The sequence below is a fragment of the Tenacibaculum profundicola genome, assembly GCF_057220795.1.
The window spans coordinates 1,093,813-1,112,517 of record NZ_CM170137.1 but is presented as its reverse complement, the minus strand read 5'-3'; the positions used below and the strand labels follow the sequence as shown (position 1 = coordinate 1,112,517).

15 protein-coding genes are annotated in these 18,705 nt (G+C 32.1%); 10 read left to right on the top strand and 5 right to left on the bottom strand.

Annotated features, from left to right (window positions below):
* The first annotated feature begins 33 nt into the window (after positions 1-33).
* The 7 genes from AC2TDS_RS04650 (at position 34) to AC2TDS_RS04620 (ending at position 7,768) form a co-directional block, all read left to right on the top strand.
* Entirely contained in the window at positions 34-1,935 is a 1,902-nt protein-coding gene (locus AC2TDS_RS04650; protein ID WP_484737958.1) for a M61 family metallopeptidase, read from the top strand.
* 413 nt (positions 1,936-2,348) lie between these two features.
* On the top strand, positions 2,349-3,254 hold the full coding sequence (locus AC2TDS_RS04645; RefSeq protein ID WP_484737957.1) for a helix-turn-helix domain-containing protein: 906 nt from the start codon (positions 2,349-2,351) through the stop codon (positions 3,252-3,254).
* A 169-nt stretch (positions 3,255-3,423) separates the two neighbouring features.
* Positions 3,424-4,002, top strand: a complete 579-nt coding sequence (locus AC2TDS_RS04640) for an OsmC family protein (protein WP_484737956.1) — start codon at positions 3,424-3,426, stop codon at positions 4,000-4,002.
* A gap of 11 nt (positions 4,003-4,013) precedes the next feature.
* Complete coding sequence (mddA, locus tag AC2TDS_RS04635) at positions 4,014-4,745, top strand: methanethiol S-methyltransferase (protein ID WP_484737955.1); 732 nt, start codon at positions 4,014-4,016, stop codon at positions 4,743-4,745.
* Between the two features lie 8 nt (positions 4,746-4,753).
* Entirely contained in the window at positions 4,754-5,209 is a 456-nt protein-coding gene (locus AC2TDS_RS04630; RefSeq protein WP_484737954.1) for a RidA family protein, read from the top strand.
* 279 nt (positions 5,210-5,488) lie between these two features.
* Positions 5,489-7,069, top strand: coding sequence for a phytoene desaturase family protein (locus AC2TDS_RS04625; RefSeq protein ID WP_484737953.1), 1,581 nt, complete (start codon positions 5,489-5,491; stop codon positions 7,067-7,069).
* A gap of 114 nt (positions 7,070-7,183) precedes the next feature.
* Positions 7,184-7,768 carry a Crp/Fnr family transcriptional regulator gene (locus AC2TDS_RS04620; RefSeq protein ID WP_484737952.1) on the top strand — a complete coding sequence of 195 codons (585 nt, stop codon included), beginning with the start codon at positions 7,184-7,186 and terminating at the stop codon, positions 7,766-7,768.
* 44 nt (positions 7,769-7,812) lie between these two features.
* On the opposite strand, the gene AC2TDS_RS04615 is transcribed toward AC2TDS_RS04620, so the two are convergent.
* Complete coding sequence (locus tag AC2TDS_RS04615) at positions 7,813-8,790, bottom strand: NAD(P)-dependent alcohol dehydrogenase (RefSeq protein WP_484737951.1); 978 nt, start codon at positions 8,788-8,790, stop codon at positions 7,813-7,815.
* Positions 8,791-9,115: 325 nt separating this feature from the next.
* On the opposite strand from AC2TDS_RS04615, the gene AC2TDS_RS04610 reads away from it, so the two are divergent.
* Positions 9,116-9,556, top strand: coding sequence for a DUF1353 domain-containing protein (locus tag AC2TDS_RS04610; protein ID WP_484737950.1), 441 nt, complete (start codon positions 9,116-9,118; stop codon positions 9,554-9,556).
* 501 nt (positions 9,557-10,057) lie between these two features.
* Here the strand turns inward: AC2TDS_RS04610 and AC2TDS_RS04605 are convergent.
* Positions 10,058-10,480: a hypothetical protein gene (locus tag AC2TDS_RS04605; protein WP_484737949.1), complete on the bottom strand. Its 423-nt coding sequence runs from the start codon at positions 10,478-10,480 to the stop codon at positions 10,058-10,060.
* Between the two features lie 543 nt (positions 10,481-11,023).
* The gene (locus tag AC2TDS_RS04600) at positions 11,024-11,506 is read right to left on the bottom strand and encodes a hypothetical protein (RefSeq protein WP_484737948.1); all 483 of its coding nucleotides are present in this window, start codon (positions 11,504-11,506) and stop codon (positions 11,024-11,026) included.
* A gap of 360 nt (positions 11,507-11,866) precedes the next feature.
* Here AC2TDS_RS04600 and AC2TDS_RS04595 point away from each other — a divergent pair, with 360 nt between their 5' ends.
* Positions 11,867-13,864 (top strand): LruC domain-containing protein, encoded by a 1,998-nt coding sequence (locus AC2TDS_RS04595; RefSeq protein ID WP_484737947.1) that lies wholly within the window; start codon positions 11,867-11,869, stop codon positions 13,862-13,864.
* A gap of 1,035 nt (positions 13,865-14,899) precedes the next feature.
* Positions 14,900-16,897 (top strand): LruC domain-containing protein, encoded by a 1,998-nt coding sequence (locus tag AC2TDS_RS04590; RefSeq protein WP_484737946.1) that lies wholly within the window; start codon positions 14,900-14,902, stop codon positions 16,895-16,897.
* A gap of 138 nt (positions 16,898-17,035) precedes the next feature.
* Here the strand turns inward: AC2TDS_RS04590 and AC2TDS_RS04585 are convergent, their stop codons facing one another.
* Complete coding sequence (locus AC2TDS_RS04585) at positions 17,036-17,623, bottom strand: CopD family protein (RefSeq protein WP_484737945.1); 588 nt, start codon at positions 17,621-17,623, stop codon at positions 17,036-17,038.
* A gap of 51 nt (positions 17,624-17,674) precedes the next feature.
* Positions 17,675-18,700, bottom strand: coding sequence for a ferrochelatase (hemH, locus tag AC2TDS_RS04580; RefSeq protein WP_484737944.1), 1,026 nt, complete (start codon positions 18,698-18,700; stop codon positions 17,675-17,677).
* Between the last annotated feature and the right edge of the window lie 5 nt (positions 18,701-18,705).

Sequence of the window (18,705 nt, the reverse complement as noted above, 5' to 3'; positions counted from 1 at the left end):
AGTTTTTAAGAGATAACAGTAAAGTATAGACAAATGAAAAAACACAGAGTATTAAACGTATCTTCAAACATAATTTTACTCTTGATGGGGTGTCTTTTGAGTGCTTGTAGTGTCTCAAAATTTAAAAAAGGAGCTACTCCTTCAATAGACGTATCAATAGATTTAGTTGAGGTAGTTGACGATAAGATAAAAGTAGTCATAGAACTACATGGTTTAATACCCAATACAAGAACTTTTTATATACCAGAAACGATTCCTGGTACGTATTCGGATTATGATTATGGTCAATATGTGACGGACTTCAAGGCTTTTGATCAAGAAGGGGATGTGTTGGTAGTTGATAGGAAAGATGATAATTCTTGGCACATCCCTGATATGGATGAGTTGCATAAAATTACGTATTGGGTAAATGATGTTTTCGACAGAGAGAATGAAAATAAACGACTGGATGGTATGTTGACCACGGTAGGAACAAACTTTGAAAAAGGAGATAATTTTTATTTAAATATGCACAGCGTAGTAGGTTACCTAGATCAGTATACAGCTCTTCCGTACCATATAAAAATAGTATATCCTAGTAAGCTGTTTGCTACAACATCTTTAAACGAAGTGAAAACGATCGAAGAAGGTGATACGAAAATATCTTATTACCATGCAGATAAATATTTTTCTGTAGTAGACAATCCTATACTCATTCAAAGAGATAGTAGTATCCAGTTTAAAGTAGATAATATGGATATTAAATTGGCTTTTTATAGCAAGTCTAAAAAAGTTGACCCTGCGCAACTAGCAACGATGCTACAAAAAACAATGAAGGCGCAAAAACAATATCTAGGAGATTTCAAAACAACTAGTAATTATACAGTTTTACTCTTTGGTTTACCTTCTTCAACCTTTCAAGGAGCAGGTGCTCTGGAACATCATACTTCTATGATTGGTGTTTTTAACGATGATTATGAACAAGAAACCTTAACAGAAATACTTAGAAACCTAATTTCTCACGAGTTCTTTCATATAGTAACACCACTTCAATTACACTCAGAATATATTCATGACTTTGAATACAATGCTCCTAAAAAAATGTCAAAACATTTATGGTTATATGAAGGGTTAACAGAGTATTTTACTAATATATTTCAAGTAAATCAAAAACTGATTACTGAAAATGAATTTTTAGATCGAATGATGAGTAAGATCAATCAAGCAAAAATGTATTCAGATACTATTTCTTTTACAGAGATGAGTGAATATATTTTAACAGATGACTATAAAGACCAATATATGAATGTATATAATAAAGGTGCTCTCATTGCAATGGCTTTAGATATACAACTTAGAGAATTGAGTGATGGTAAGCATGGAATTCTGGATTTAATTAAAAAATTATCGGAAAAATATGGAGCAAACCGTCCATTTAAGGACGATACATTTATAGAAGAAATCACTGCGTTAACGGCTCCTAGTATTGGTGCTTTTTTTAGAGCTCATGTTCAAGGAACCTCACCTATTTCGTATAAAGCACTATTCACTAAAGTAGGTGTTACTTTGGAACAAAAAGAAGTGAATACATCATACTTTTTACATTCTAATGATGGACAGTTAGCACACTTTGGTTATACCCCTCAAAAAGGCTTTTTCGTTGGTGGACCTCTTCCTCTAAGTACTTGGCTTAAAGAAATGGGTATTCATAAAGGTGATGTTATTGTGTCTGTCAATGGTAAACCATTTGACATGAAGAACTTTAGAGAGATTATCAGGGATTCTTTTTCATGGACAAAAGGAACAAAAGTTACTTTGATTGTCAAGAGAGGAAGCGAAGAATTGGAAATGATAGGAAATGCTTCACCTCCTAAAGTGATTGAATCAGTTTTAGCAGTTGATTCCAATGTTTCTGAAAAAATAAAAAGAATAAGAAACGGATGGTTCTTTAACTAAGTAGCCCTTGATTAACATAAATACCGTTTGAAATAAAGACAACCTTTGCACAAGACACGTAAAACGGTAAGATAGATCGCTTGTTTTGAAGGTTGATTTCTTTTTATATTGAAATAGAAAGATAAAAAGGACGTTTTATTACGGTAAATTCAAATGGCATAAATAGCTCTTCAAAATTATGCCTAGCCTATGAAAATCAAAATTTACTGTGAGTGTAAGATAAACCGAACTCAGGTTTTTTAGTATATTTGATGTGAGTAGTTTGTTTAGAGGTGGTTAGATGCTGTTTTAAAAACTAAAAAGTATAGATGCCTAAGGCTTCATAAAGAAATGAAGTGATATGATAACTTTTAATTGAACTTGGGCTCTTATAAGACTTCCGTTTAACAGAACTTAAAATTCAAGAGAAAAAAGTGATTAATGCATACGAATATTTTAAAAACCATTCAAAATTCAACAAACTAGTTGGGGATGATTTTTTATTTGTAGAATACAAGTGCCCTCTCAATATTGAAGAATATCAACTGTGGGTAGAGAACCATTTAATTACGCATGTAATTAGTGGTAAAAAAGACTGGATTACATCTAAAAAAACATATAGTCTTAGCGCAGGAGATACCCTTTTTGTTAGAAAGGGTGTATATACAACAAAGCAATATTTAGAAAACGATTATTGTGTGATGTTGTTTTTTATCAATGATACATTCATCAAAAGATTTATTGCAGAGAACCCATTTTATAAAAGGGAACTAGATCAGAAAGAAGTATATGATCAAGTTTTCGATATTTATACCGATGATGCTTTTAAAGCTCTGATAGAAAGTGTATTTCATTACTTGAAACAAGGTGCTAAAATCCCGAGAGAACTAGTAGAGATTAAGTTTAAAGAATTACTCTTCAATATCGTATTGAATTCAAAAAATAGCGAGTTATTATTGTTTTTCAATTCAATATCTCAAAAAACTAAAACCAATATTGAACATATAATGTCATCGAATTTTCAATACGATTTAAAAATAGGTGACTATGCTAAACTCTGTGGTAAGAGTTTATCTACATTTAAAAGAGAATTTGGAGAGAACTTTAATACAACACCAAACAGATGGTTAATAAATAAAAGATTAGAATATTCGAAAACCTTACTTCTAGGTACTGGCTTAACTGTGAGTCAGATAGGGTATGAGTGTGGTTTTAAAAACAATTCACACTTTATTCGCGTGTTTAAAAAGAAATTTGGAATAACTCCCAATAAATTTAGAACATCCCAAAAAAAAAATAATACCGATTCTTCGGTAAAATTACTCAATGATTCCTTGTAGTCATGCTTTTTTCATCTATAGATCGGCATTTACATAAACAATTATGGTTGATAAATAATATTATTAGATGAATTGACCTTTAGAGAACATTATTTGAACTTTTAAGAAATCCTTAAAAACATTTTAAGGCTGTTCTTTGCATTATTAACTAACTGTAAAAATTAGTAATATGGAAAGTCAGGAACATCCAATAAGGAATCTAAAGTCTAAAAAACATGGTTCTGTAGTATCTCAAAGACATTTAATTCTTCACAAAAAGTACGAAGATAGCCCTGAATCAGCTTGGATTACTGATTCTTCTCAGGTAATTGGCATAAATCTTAAGGATCCATTTAGAACCTCTGTTTTGATAAACGATACAATGAAAGTTCCGTTTAGAGTGGGCGTTCATGAAGCTGTTGGTGGTGATCATGATTTTCCAAATCCAGGTGATTTATTGTGTGCTTCTTTAGCATCTTGTTTTGAGAGTACCATTCGGATGATTTCCAATAAACTGAAAATAGAACTCTTTGAAACGAATATAAAAGCAACTGCTCAAGTAGATGTACGAGGAACATTAATGATTGATAAATCCATTCCTGTAGAGTTTCAATCCATGCATATTGATGCCTTAATTATTACTAAAAACACCGATGAAAAACGTTTGAATACCTTAATAAAGGGAGTAAAACAGAGCTGTATTATTTATCAAACGATAAAAAGAGGCATTCCAATTACTTTGAACACGAATTTTAAAAATAATAACTAAAAACAAAAATGATGAAAAAATCAATTATTTTCATTTACGGAATTGTTGCCTATGTCATTTTTCTAATTACATTTTTATATTCCATAGGTTTTGTTGGGAATATTATGGTGCCAAAATCAATAGATTCTGGTACGGAAACATCCTTATTATCATCCATAATAATCAATATAGTTTTGTTAAGTGTATTTGCTTTACAACATAGTATAATGGCTCGACCTACCTTTAAAAAAAGGATTACAAGAATCATTAGCCCGGCAATGGAAAGAAGTACGTATGTTCTTTTAACAAATTTGGTGCTAATTTTGATTTTTTGGCAATGGCAACCCATAAACACGATTGTGTGGAAAGCTGAAAATGAACTTGTAAGTATTGCGTTAAAAGGATTGTTCTTTTTTGGGTGGTTAATTGTACTCTTATCAACGTTTATGATAAGTCATTTTGAACTTTTTGGCTTGACTCAAATCTTTGATAATCTTAAAAATAAACATACACCTATCCCTAAATTCCAAACCAACTATTTTTATAAAATTGTAAGGCATGCTATTATGCTTGGGTTTATCATTGCCTTTTGGGCAACTCCAACCATGACCGTTGGGCATTTATTATATTCCGTAGTGACGACTCTATATATTCTCATAGCAGTAAAGCACCTAGAAGAAAAGGATCTTCGCCGAACTTTAGGCGAGAAGTATGAAAAGTATCAAAAAGAAGTGCCAATGATTGTACCGTTTACGAAAAAATAAGGGAAATTATGAGTAAAATAGAATCGAAACTAGTTGAATTGGGTATTGAATTACCTGAAGTTCCTAAACCAGTTGCAAATTACGTTCCAGCAAAGCGAACAGGAAACCTAATTTATACGGCAGGACAAATCCCTGTTCATCATGGAATTATTCAAAAAGGGAAGCTTGGAAAAGACATTACATTAGACCAAAGTAAAAATGCTACAAAACTATGTGTAATTGGATGTTTAGCTGCCGTTAAATCAATTTGTTCACTTGATAAAATAAGCAGTATTGTAGCTATTCATGGGTTAGTTAATTCTACATCGGAAAACACAGAACAAGCTGAAGCAATGAACGGTGCCTCAGATTTTATAGTGAAAGTTTTTGGAGAAAAGGGAAAGCATACTCGAACAGCTGTTGGTGTTAGTGTACCAAAAAATATTGCAGCATCGGTTTATATGATCGTAGAAATAGAAGACTAATGTTTAAATGACAAAAAAGATATTTTGTATAGCAAATCATTATAAAAAAACAAGGTTGAGGTTTACTTGCAAAGTTTGCGAAACAAGAGAGGGTGCGATGGCAACCATATGATGGTTTCATAAATTAAGGTATTGAACATTCATTAAAATCAATCGGTATTGAAGTTGTTCAATGAACGCATAAGATACTTTCCTATTCGTTTTTTTTCACTACATTGAGATCGTAAAAATGCTACTAACCATATATAATTATTTTGTAGCACCATAGAAAACTACAACATGATTCAATCGTATAAAAAGAAGCCATTACTACAGGAAAAATATGATACTATTATTATAGGTTCAGGAATGGGAGGTCTTGCTACGGCTGCTATTTTGGCCAAAGAAGGTCAAAAAGTGCTAGTTTTAGAAAAGCACTATGCACCTGGTGGTTTTACCCATGTTTTTAAGCGTAAAGGTTACGAATGGGATGTAGGAATACACTATGTAGGAGAAATGCAGCGAGAGAAAAGTATCTTAAAAAAACTCTTTGATTATATCACTGATGGAGAACTAAAATGGGCAGATATGGGAGAGGTTTATGATCGAATTGTTATAGGCGATGAGCATTTTGATTTTAAAAAAGGGGTTACGAACTTTAAAAAACAAATGATAACTTATTTTCCCGAGGAAAAAGAGGCGATTCTCGCTTATGTAGATTTAGTGTTTAAGGCGGTAAAAACAAGTAAAAACTACTATATAAGTAAAGCCATTTCACCATTATGGAATACTTTGTTCGGGAAGGTGCTTAAACGTCCATTTTACAAATATTCGGATAAAACAACCTATGAAGTTCTTCGTTCGCTAACGAAAAATGAAACACTCATAAAGGTACTTACAGCTCAATATGGCGATTATGGTTTACCTCCAAAGCAAAGTAGCTTTTCCATGCATGCTTCAGTAGCACGGCATTATTTTGATGGCGGTAGTTTTCCTATCGGGGGATCTTCTCAAATTGTAAAAAAAGTAGCCCCAGTAATTAATGCTTCTGGCGGAACCATTATGGTAAGTGCAGAGGTAGAAGAAGTAATTATTGAAAGAAATACAGCTGTAGGTGTTCGTATGAAAGATGGAAAAGTACTGAGTGCGGAAAACATTGTGAGCAATGCAGGAGTAATGACAACTTACAACAAATTATTACCAATAAAAACAGTTGAGAAACACCGATTAAACAAACAATTGCAAAAAGTAAAGCGATCTGTAGCTCATGTCAGTTTATATATAGGTTTAGATGGCTCTCCGGAAGAGCTGGGAATTCCAAAAACGAATTATTGGGTGTACCCTAAAGATGGCGACCATGATACCTGTGTTAAAAACTATTTAGAAGACCTATCTCAGCCCTTTCCATTAGTGTACCTTTCTTTTCCGTCTGCAAAAGATCCAGACTGGTCCAATCGTTATCCTGGTAAAAGTACTATTGATGTTATTACACTAATTCCATACGAAACATTTGAAAAATGGGAAGGGACACCATGGAAAAAAAGAGGCGAAGCATATGAAGCTAAAAAAGAAGAAATAGCACAACGTTTATTGAAAGAAGTATATAAACAATTACCACAGGTAAAAGGAAAAATAAACTGTTACGAATTATCCTCTCCCCTTACAACACAACATTTTGTGAATTACGAAAAAGGAGAGATTTATGGATTAGATCATAGTCCATCTCGTTACAGGCAATCTTTTTTAAAGCCCAAAACTCCAATTAAAAACTTTTATTTAACAGGGCAAGATATCGTAACAGCTGGGGTAGGAGGGGCATTGTTCTCTGGAATATTATCCACCATGGCAATTACGGGGAAAAACGTACTGAAAAAAGTTTAATCAAGTATACCTCAAAGTAAAGAAGCTAGTAAGTCTATCTGAGTTGTATTTGAATAAAAAAGAAGTTGACATGTATATGCCTATTGTAGTACATTAGAAAAAATAAAGAAAGTGATGAAAGAACTAATTGACTTCTTAGAAAGCTTTAAAATTCTCAGAAAAGAGGAAATTGATATAATTGCTGAACATACTCAAGTACGGGAGTTTGAAAAAGGAACCATTTTGCTAAAAGAAGGGATGGTTTCAAGAGATTGCTATTCAGTAATAAAAGGATGTGTTCGTGAATATTATATCAAGGACGGAATAGAAAAAACCACTAATTTTTTTACCGAAGGACAACCAATTACTTCTTTTACGAGTTATACTATGGGAACAGCTTCTAAACATTACCTCATTTGTTGTGAAGATTCAACACTAACGGTAAGTAATGAGTCTTTAGAACAGGAAATATGCAGAAAAATTCCTCGGTTAGAATCTGTAATACGACAAGAAGTAGAAAAAAATACAGGGAAGCTACAAGATCGATTATCCTTTTTTATGACCACCACTCCCGAAGAACGCTTTATTAAATTACTTGAAGAACAACCAAGTTTATTAAACCGAGTACAACAACATCAAATTGCGAGCTATATAGGGGTTACCCCAGAATCGTTCAGTCGAATTAAAAATCGAGTGTATACAAAAAGGAAGCATGTATAATACCATTTGGTATTTCAAGTGATAAATGGTATTTCATTCAAAGATTACTCAAAAAGGAGAACAATATTCCCTTTTTTTCGTCCTGAATCAATATATTGATGTGCTTCCGAAACCTGATCAATCGTATATGTTTTATCTAGAACTATTTTTAATTGCCCTTTATTTAGTAAGATAGTTATTTGATCTAAAAACGTACGTAAATCATCCGTTTTTCGTAATCCCGTTGCCTGAAATATAGCTTTTTTACATCCAAATAAACTCGTTGCTATCATCGTAAATAGTAATGAAAAATTCAAAACGGGAGAAAGGTAAATCCCTTTTCTTTTTAAAGAGTTTTTCGATTTATAGTAAGAACTGCTACCTATCGAGTCATAAATGATGTCAAAGGCGTTCTGATACTCAGTAAAATCATTTTTTGTATAATCTATAACGTAGTCCGCTCCTAAACTTTTAACAAGCTGAATATTCTGTGAGCTACAAACAGCGGTTACTTTAGCACCTACGCTTTTTGCAATTTGAACTGCTGCTGTGCCCAATGAACCCGAAGCGCCATTTATTAAAACATGTTGACCAGCTTTTAATTTGCCAAGATCAATTAAAAAGTTGAATGAGGTTAAGACGCCATCGCATATAGGAGCTGCTTCCTTATAACTAATTCGTTCTGGAAGAAACTGAATTATATCTTTTTCAGCATTAACACAGACATACTCGGAGTTTGCTCCAAAATTAAGAGTGGTTTCTCCGTAAACGCTATCTCCAACATTAAAACCTAACACATTTTTTCCAATTTGGGTTATTATACCTGAAAATCCAGTTCCGATAATATTCTTTTTGGGTGCACGTAACCCTAAGAAAAGTCTACCAAGTTTAGGTTCTCCTTTTCGAATAAAAGTATCTGCTTTAGTTACGCTAGAGGCATAATTTTTAATTAAAATATCATTATCCCCTATAGGGGTTAAGTCAATTTCTTTAATTTTTAAAACTTCTGGACCACCATACCTATTATAAAATACTGCTTTCATTGTTATACTATTAAGTTATCAATGGGCAAATCTAGAAGCTAATAATTAGTGATTCATTGACTTTAGATAAGAAATGCTCTTTAGGTAAAATGTAGAAGTGATGTAGAATACAATGTAAATAAAACAATAATCAATTTTGGATTTAAAAAGTGAAAGTGAATTTTTAGTAGTGTTTGGGAAGAATGATAATGTTTAGGATTTATCAGGTTCACTGAAAAAATGTATTTGAAAAGCATAAAGATATTGCAAAAAAAATATTATCTTCTAATAGGAATAGATAAAATAGAAAAGTATCTGTTGAAGTGTAATGAATTACTATTGTAAAATGGAAGTTATTAGGATAAAATATTTAGAAAATCCTGTTAATATACCTTTAGCATATTTACCAAATGAAAGAAGAGAACGAATTTTTGAAACCACAAAAGTTATGGTAGTAAGCCTTTCAAATGGATTTGAGTTAAAAATACCTAAAGGTTTTAAAACAGATTTGTCATCAGTGCCCAGCTGGGCATGGTCATTTTTTAAGCCTATTGATAAAGCATTTATAGGAGACCTAATTCATGATGCTTTATGGATTAACAAAGCAGAACAAATAGCATTTTTTAACGGTAATACGTATAAAGCAAGGAAGTTCGCCGATGAAGAAAGGTTAAGATGGAGAAATGCACTAGCTCCGAAAAAGAAATTTAAGAACTATTTTACGCACTATGTGGTGCGATTAATTGGTGGGCCATACTACAAAGGGAAATTAAAACTACCAAAGTAACCAGATAAGACTTTTGATGGTTAATTGAAACAAAGCTTTATTTCATGGAATTATTATGGCATCTTTTCGGGATATAAAAATGGTGCTTTTTTAAAAGAAAAGATCATAGGAGTTATTCCTAGGGTTTCGAGCTTTTACAATTCAATAGTCAAATCAAGAATATTATGATTTCAAAGAATAAGATTCATATGTTTCACGGGTGATATAGGAAGACATTTAGAAGTATCCCTGAAAAGAGGGTGCCATCTATGTTAAATGTTTTTATAGTTTTAAATAAGGCTATATTACAAAAGTAAAGGTATAGAGTCTCTTTTAAAATTGCTTTGAAAGGATGATCTATACCTTTAATAGTGTGATTTAATTACCTTATAATTAATGTGTAAGATGAGTTTTTGAAAATGTGGGTAATTTGTTAACTACCTTGTTTTTGTTTTTTAATGGTTAAATAATGAAGTGTAACCTGTTGATCAGTTATTAATGAAATACTACTATCAATATTCTTTACTCTTCTTTTTTGTATACAGTTTCTGATTCTATCATGATTTCTACACCACTTTTGGTTGTTTCCATGTAAGAACGTGTAATGATAAAATTATTCTCATTTATTATGGCATTTTCAGAGCCATTATCATAAATGATTTCATAGGTACTATTTTCTATAAATGTCCAATTTGCTGTGTTGGTTATAAGAATACAGTTGCTATTCGGATTGATTGCTCTATGTGTTTCAATAAATATAGTTCCGTCTTCATTGGCAATGAAAACATTTTTTTCCATACATTGTTCAATAATGTTAGCTCCGTTTTTGGTAATTTGGTGAAGCTTCCATTTTCCAACAATAGGATTTTTAAATTCAATATTATCATTAGGGCTTGAACAGCTGGCTAATAATAACACTGCGATTAATAGATGGGGGAGTCGCATAAGCGTTTGGTATTTGAATTTCTATGTATTGTATTTTTTGTGTACCTCTATTAAGGTTGTTTTTACTTAGGTTGCTTAAGTAGTGGGGGCACTTTTCGTTATGTGTTTCTGTTTTATAGAAAGTGGGGGGACCATCTTCTACATGAGAAAATCTTAGTTAAGTATCATAAGAGTTGATTTTAATCGATATGTTTTTATATGTAACTCGCCGAATCAAAAATAATTGACGACAGACCATGACATAGGAAAAATAGTATATCCTACAGTGCCAAGTTTCCTTTCAGTATTTAGCTTACCACTTTTATAAAGTATGTATACAAATACCGATGCGATACCTTTGAGCCATTGCCATAACAGATGGCAATAATTCATTTATTAAGAGAGATAAAAGGAAGAAATTGTGTTAACAGAACCTAGATATACTTAAATATTCAGCTGTTCTCTTTGGTTTATTGGGGTATGTACTCCATAGTTTCTTTTAGTTATAGTTAAATAAAAGAAAGGGGCATTTTTGGAATTTGTCCAAAAAATTAAGGGTTATTATTATTGTTGTTGTTCCTGAATAAGATAGAAACTTTTTGTTTGTGGGGCGTAAGCCATTTTTAAATTATAAATTAGTGCGTTGTTTTCTACATTAATACAACTATGCAACATGTTACCACAAGAAAACTTCTCATCACATGTTTTTATCCAACTGTTAAATCCAATACCGCGATTATCACAATAAACTTCATATGTATTGTCGATCAGCCTTTTTGCGATATTTTCTTTTTGATGTAAAATGAAAAAGTCCGGTTCTTTTTCAATTGAACTAATATATTTAACAGTGTTTTTACCGCTGTCGAATTCATAATCAATGTAAATAAAGTTTTCATTTGAAGTTTTTAAATTCATTGATGTAACTATTTTAAAAAACTCACTGAATGACATTTGTTTCGTTTTTAAATTATGTAATCCATTTTCTTTTTGACAGGAAACAACTGTCAAAAATAAAAATGTACAGAGAGTAATAATTAGTTTATTCATACATAAGTTTTTTACTACCATGAAATTACTAATTTACCAGAACCTGACAAATACCTAGTGTTACTATATGCAATTAAGTAAAAACCCTTAAGAGGTCAGGGGTGTTATTATCGATAATCAAATAAGTGTTTTTACTATAACAATAAATTAACATTGAAAGCTGAAGTCATTTTTCTTTCTGTTAATTTACTTACTTTAAAAATATAGAACAAAACGAACTGTCTTAATAGAAAAGCATACTGTCGATGTGAGCATGTTAGTGGCAGATTAGTTTAACAATCATGATATTTTATCTATATATTGATTCAAAATTGTGTACTCATCATTATAATAAATTAATTCAATAAACACATTAAAATAATGAAAACTCGTATCTATATTTTAGCCATATCGTGTATTTTAACGTTACATTTTAGTAGTTGTAAATTATTTCCTGAGATTGTTCAGCAATCCGATGTAGTTGGCAATGTACTTGACATTCCTGATGGTTTTGATTTCAGTACTTCTCACGATGTTAAAGTTACGATTAACGATCTTGAAGATTATGTCAAATATGACATATTTGTATATTCTGAGGAATTGTATTTTCTAGGAAGTCAAACCTATGAAAATAACGCAGGAGAAACAGTAACAGAAGATATGTATAGAAATGATATCTTAGATAAATTAGTTTTTTCTGGGGTACCAAACAATGGTGTTTTGACGCAAGTAATTAACTTACCGAAATATTGTAATAAGCTGTATGTTAGAAGAAATAAGAACTTGAATTTTTCATCTTCAGTCGTGGATATTATCAACCAAGAAGCCTTATATACTTATACCACTAGGGTGGTCACACGAAATTACAATTCAAAGGCGGATATCAATGATTATTTGTATTGTGTAAATGTTTCTTCAGAGTTGTTTCAAATAGACCCTTTGGATGGAACGCTTACGTTATTGTCTAATATGCCTATGGCGAGTTCCGCGTGTGCAATTGATCAGGCGAATAAAATGTTATATGCAATAGGAAAAACCAGTCCGAATCCTTTAATGAAGTATTCCATAGAAACCGATACATGGACAACTGTCGCTAATATTGGTGTTACCGGCCCTAGATTAGGTCATAATGCTACGGATGGTTTACTGTATTTTTCAAAAGATGATAAATTACATACCTATGATCCAGCTGATGGAGCGAATCTTGATACTTGGGATATTATTGGATTGCATAATGATAGTGGTGGTGATTTATCCTTTAAAGATGATGGAACGTTATTCTTATCTACTTTTTCAGGGCTTTATAGATTGGATTTAGACGGTAATAATGATTATCAAAGTACACGTATTAGTTCTGATAATTTACCGTTTACACCTACTTCAATGACTTTTGACTCTAATGAAGAATTATGGTTGTCAAACAATGCAGCTAGCTCAGATTTAATTATTATGGATACAGAGACTGGTGGATGGCAATATGAATATGGAGTTAATGCAGGAAACAATACAGATTTTGGTAGAACTATTAATGACCTTGCAACATTTACAGTAGCGAATGAGTCATACGTAGCGACTGATACAGATGGTGATGGTATCATAGATATAAATGATGCCTTTCCAACCGATCCTGAATTAGCTTTTGAATTATTTTCTCCGAGTAAATATGGTACAGGAACCGTTGCTTTTGAAGATTTATGGCCTGCTATTGGAGATTATGACTTCAATGACGTAGCATTAAGCTATCAAACAATCGTTTATTTGAATGCTCAAAATTTGGCAGTAAAGTTCGATTTCATTTTTTCAATGAAGTCATACAGAACAGGATTTAAAAATGGTGTTGGTTTTGAATTAGAAGGCTTAACACCTGCACAGATTGAGAGTGTAACTTTTACTGATCAGAATATGTTTTTTAACTATATAACGTTTAATGCAAATGGTACAGAAGCCGGTCAGAATAAAGCAGTTATTATCATCACAGATGATGCGCATATGATGTTTAATGAATCTACAATAACCATTAATCTTACCACCCCCGTTAGTACAAGTACACTTGGTACCGCTCCGTTTAATCCATTTATTATCGTTAACAAAATAAGAGATAAAGAGGTGCATTTACCAAATGGAAACCCTACAACTTTAGGTGATAATATTGTTACAATGAGTGGTTTAAATAGTGACCCGGACGGTGATTATGTTTCAGCAACTGGTTTTCCATGGGCCATTAGCTTTGTACATGATTTTAAAGTTCCTAAAGAGGCAGTAGCCATAAACTCAAGTTATAACTTTTTTAATACATGGGCCACTTCAGGAGGATCGCAATACGATGATTGGTATAAAGATAATCCAGGATATCGAAATACCGAATTAATAGAAGACTAACATCATCTCTTTTGCAGTAAGCCTTTGGCGTCTGTTTAAAGTTAATCTAGTAATCTGGTTTTGAAATGTAAAGATTAAATTAAGGTGTAAATAAAGTTTCATAGAGCAACTTAAAAGAATGTTATTTGTTTTTTTACCGCAAAGCATACTGATTTAATTGATATCAAAGAAACCTTATAATTTTAAAAGACATAGAAATACAGAGTAATTAAAATCGAAAATATTTGTCATTAGTAAAAAATTTCATGAATGAATTTATCACCTCATTCATGAAATTTTTGTTGGTTTCAAGTAAATCAGAATTTGTCTTCGATCTTAAGTTTTTATTAAGTAATATAGAAATTGAAAGAATATGTATAACTCAACAGATCCAATTCATAGTGATTTTTAATACTGGATAAAAGTAGTAAAAAGTTTGATATTCATAATCTAAAAAAAATGAATTTATAACAATACATAAGTACTTTTACCTACTTATTATTGCAAATAGATGAACCTGTCTCGAGTTCTTTCCATATTGTCATCAAAAACGTGTGTTTTCTTTCTATAGATGCCTATTTTAAGATGTTTAAGCAATTAGAAACAAAAACAGGAGTAAGCTGTAGCGGAACTTTTGACACGATCATTCCCTGCTTTATTTGCGATAGTGGAATCTCTCTAGTTAGTTAACTATAATTTAGCCCTTAAATGATATCGAGAGGAATTAGAAGTATGGAGTCAAAAGGTGTTTTTTTAAGTAACTAATTAGGAATATGTTGCCATAAGTATGAATTGTTTTTTTTCGGAGAGGTGTTCTTTATTGTCTGTTCATAGAGCTTATCGAGATGTATCTCCGAAACAAATTATCTTAATAAAAAAGCATATTATCGACGTCAAAATGTTAGTTATAGATTAGTTTTTACAATTTTATCGATATATCTATAAATTTGCTTCAAAGATATTTTACTAAGCGTATAACTAAATTATTCAGTACTTTTTTAAAGTATTGAGCCTATAAACTATTTAAAGTATTGAGCCTATAAACTATTTTAAAAAATGAAAAACCGTATTTATATATTAGCCATAATGTGCGTATTATTGTTGTTATTTAATAGTTGTAAACTCTTTCCTGAGATTGATCATAAAAATGATGTTGTAGGTAATGTACTTGATATTCCTGATGGTTTTGATTTCAGTACGTATCACAATGTGAAAGTTACTATTAACGATCTTGAAGATTATGTTAAATATGACATATATGCATATTCTGATGATTTCCATTTTCTTGGAAGTCAAACCTATGAAAATCAATCGGGAGTAATCGAAACAAAAGACATTTTTAGAAATGATATTCTGGATAGATTAGTTTTTTCCGGTGTACCCAAAAATGGAGTTTTGTCTCAAACAATTAATTTACCTAAATATTGTAATAAACTCTATATTAGAAGGAATGAAAACTTAAAATTTTCGGCATCTATTGTTGATGTCATCAATCAAGAGGTTGTTTTTAATTATTTAGATACGGCTAAATCAAGAAGGAATACATCAACAACAGATGTTAATGATTATTTGTATTGTGTAAATGGTTCCGCAGAGTTGTTTTTAGTAGATCCTTTGAATGGGAATCTTACATTTTTATCTAATATGCCTATGGGGAGTTGGACATGTGCTATTGATCAAGCTAATAAAATGCTCTATTCAATAGGGAAAACTAGTCCTTATCCTTTAACGAGGTATTCCATAGAAAACGACACATGGACAACGATAGCTGATCTAGGTATGGGTGGTCCTAGATTAGATTATAATGATACAGACGGGTTATTGTATTTTTCGAGATCGGATAAACTCTATACTATCGATCCGTCCGATGGAACCATTCTAAGTACTTGGGATATTATCGGATTGCATGACCTTAGTGGTGGAGATTTGGCTTTTGCAGAAGATGGAACGATTTTTTTATGTACTTTTTCAGGGCTTTATAGATTGGATTTAGATAGTAATAATGATTACCAGAGTACACGAATTAGTGCAGATAATTTGCCGTTCATGCCTACTTCAATGACTTTTGATTCTAATCAAGAATTATGGTTAGCAAATAGCGCGGATAGTTCTGATTTAATTATTATGGACACCCAAACAGGTGGATGGCAATACCAATATGGAATTAATGCAGGTAATTATACCGATTTTGGTAGAACGATTAACGATCTGACTACGTTTAGAGTAACCAATGAATCGTATGTTGAGACTGATACAGATGGTGATGGGGTTTTAGATAAAGATGACGATCATCCGAACGATCCTGAAATTGCTTTTGAAGTATATACGCCAAGTAAATATGGAAAAGGAACCGTTGCTTTTGAAGATTTGTGGCCTATGATTGGTGATTATGATTTCAATGATGTCGCTTTGAGTTATAAAACAATCGTTTATACAAACGCAGATAATTTGGCTGTAAAATTAGATTTTATTTTTTCGATGAAGTCACATAGAGCTGGGTTTAAAAATGGTATCGGATTTCAAATAGAAGGATTAATTCCGTCACAAATTGAGAGTGTAAGTTTTTCTAGGCAGAACATGTTTAGCGATTATATAACGCTTAATTCAAATGGGACAGAGGCAAACCAAGACAAAGCAGTTATTATTATCACAGATGATGTACATATGATGTCGAGTGAAACAACAATGACGATTACATTTACCAACACAATTACCACAAGTACTCTTGGGACTCCTCCGTTTAACCCATTTATTATAGTTAACAAAGTAAGGTCTAATGAGGTGCATTTGCCAAATAAAAACACAACATCTTTAGGAAACAATATTGTTCAAGTGAGTGGCGTAAATAGTGATCCTGATGGGAACTACATTTCATCAACTGGTTTTCCGTGGGCTATAAGTTTTGTACACGATTTTAAGGTCCCTAAAGAAGCGGTGGCTATAAACGCCGTTTATAATTTTTTCGATACCTGGGCTACCTCTGGTGGTGCACAATATGAAGACTGGTATAAAGATAATCCTGGATATCGAAATAGTGAGTTAATTGAAAATTAAATCCCTTTTACTTATCAGAGTATTTTAATGTAAGTTCAAAGACAACTTGGTGGCACTAATGTTGGATTAGTATGGATTGAGTTACACTGATTTTTAGGTAAATTCACACAATCATTTCCTTACAGTTTGTTAAGTTGTTTATGAGTTTTTTGTGTCCTCTTCAATTAAGTCTTTTTCATAACGTTCCCAACTCTTCTTTGACCTTATTTTTTTATATAAGCGAATACTTAACATTAATAATACGGAAACTAAAACAATACCTATAACTCCCCAAATCCAATTAATAGCACTTTTTAAAACAACTAAAAACACAATAGCAAAAAGTATGATGGTTGCTACTTCATTCCAAATTCGTAGTTTTAAAGAAGAATATTTCACCTTGTTATTCTGTAATTGTTTATATATTCTTTGACATGCGCCATGGTAAAAATATAAAGCCAAAACAAATGAAAGCTTTACATGCATCCAAGGCATTTTGAGGTAAATAGGATTTTTAAACAGCATCCAAAAAGCAAAAAAACTAGCCAGTATAGCTGAAGGCCAGGTGATAATATACCACAAGCGCTTTTCCATAAGTTTGTATTGGGTTTGCAGTATTTCCTTAGTAAGTTCATCCTTTTGTTCGGCTTCTACATGGTAAATGAATAAACGAACAATATAAAAGAGCCCGGCAAACCAAGTGACTACAAATATGATATGTAATGCTTTTATGTATAAAAAATCCATGTTGTTAAAGTACAAATTGTAAATGAGTAATACTGCTATTAGTGTAATATATTAGTTGCTATTTTCGGAAAACTCATGGATCCATTTAGCAAGTACTTTTACCCACTCATCATTATCGTTAATACATGGAACTGTATGAAACTCTTCTCCTCCTGCTTCCAAAAACTCATGTTTTCCTTCCATAGCTATCTCCTCCAGAGTTTCTAAGCAGTCAGAAACAAATGCGGGAGTCACTATAGCAAGTTTCTTGATACCGTCTTTTTCCGCTTTGTTAACAATAGTACGGTCTGTATATGGTTGTAACCAAGGGTCAACACCCAAACGAGATTGAAAAGAAGTAGAAACTTTAGTGCTGTCTAAATGTAGTTCTTCAATGACATTTTTAGTAGTCTGATAGCATTGGTGTCGGTAGCAAAATTCATGAGAAGGAGAAGGTGTGTTGCAACAACTCCCGTCAATCTTACAATGAGACTTCGTAATATCAGATTTTCTTATATGGCGTTCCGGAACTCCGTGATAAGAGAATAGTACATGGTCATACTCTTTATCCGATAAATACGTTTTAATACTGTTAGATAGTGCTTTGATGTACTCTGGCTTGTTGTAAAAAGCAGGTACACTAGTTATTTTCATGTCAGAAAAATATTTGTTCTGCAATGTATTGGCTAAGACCAAAATCGTTTCGGTGGTCGCCATAGCGAATTGTGGGTAGAGTGGAATTAATAAAACATCTTTTACTCCTTTGTTATATAATTCCTGAAGCCCCATTTGTATCGAAGGTTTTCCATAGCGCATTGCTAATGATACTGGAAGATTTGTTTCTGCTTGAACTTTATTTTTCAAGCGTTCCGACAATACAATTAAAGGTGAACCTTCTTTCCACCATATTTTCTGGTACGCCTCTGCAGACTTTTTAGGGCGCGTATTTAAAATAATACCTTTTACAATAAATGTACGAAGCCAGAGAGGAACGTCAATAACACGTTCATCCATTAAAAATTCACCTAGATACTTTTTTACATCTTTTGGATCTGTACTATCCGGAGATCCTAAGTTTACTAATAAAACTCCTTTCATAGAGT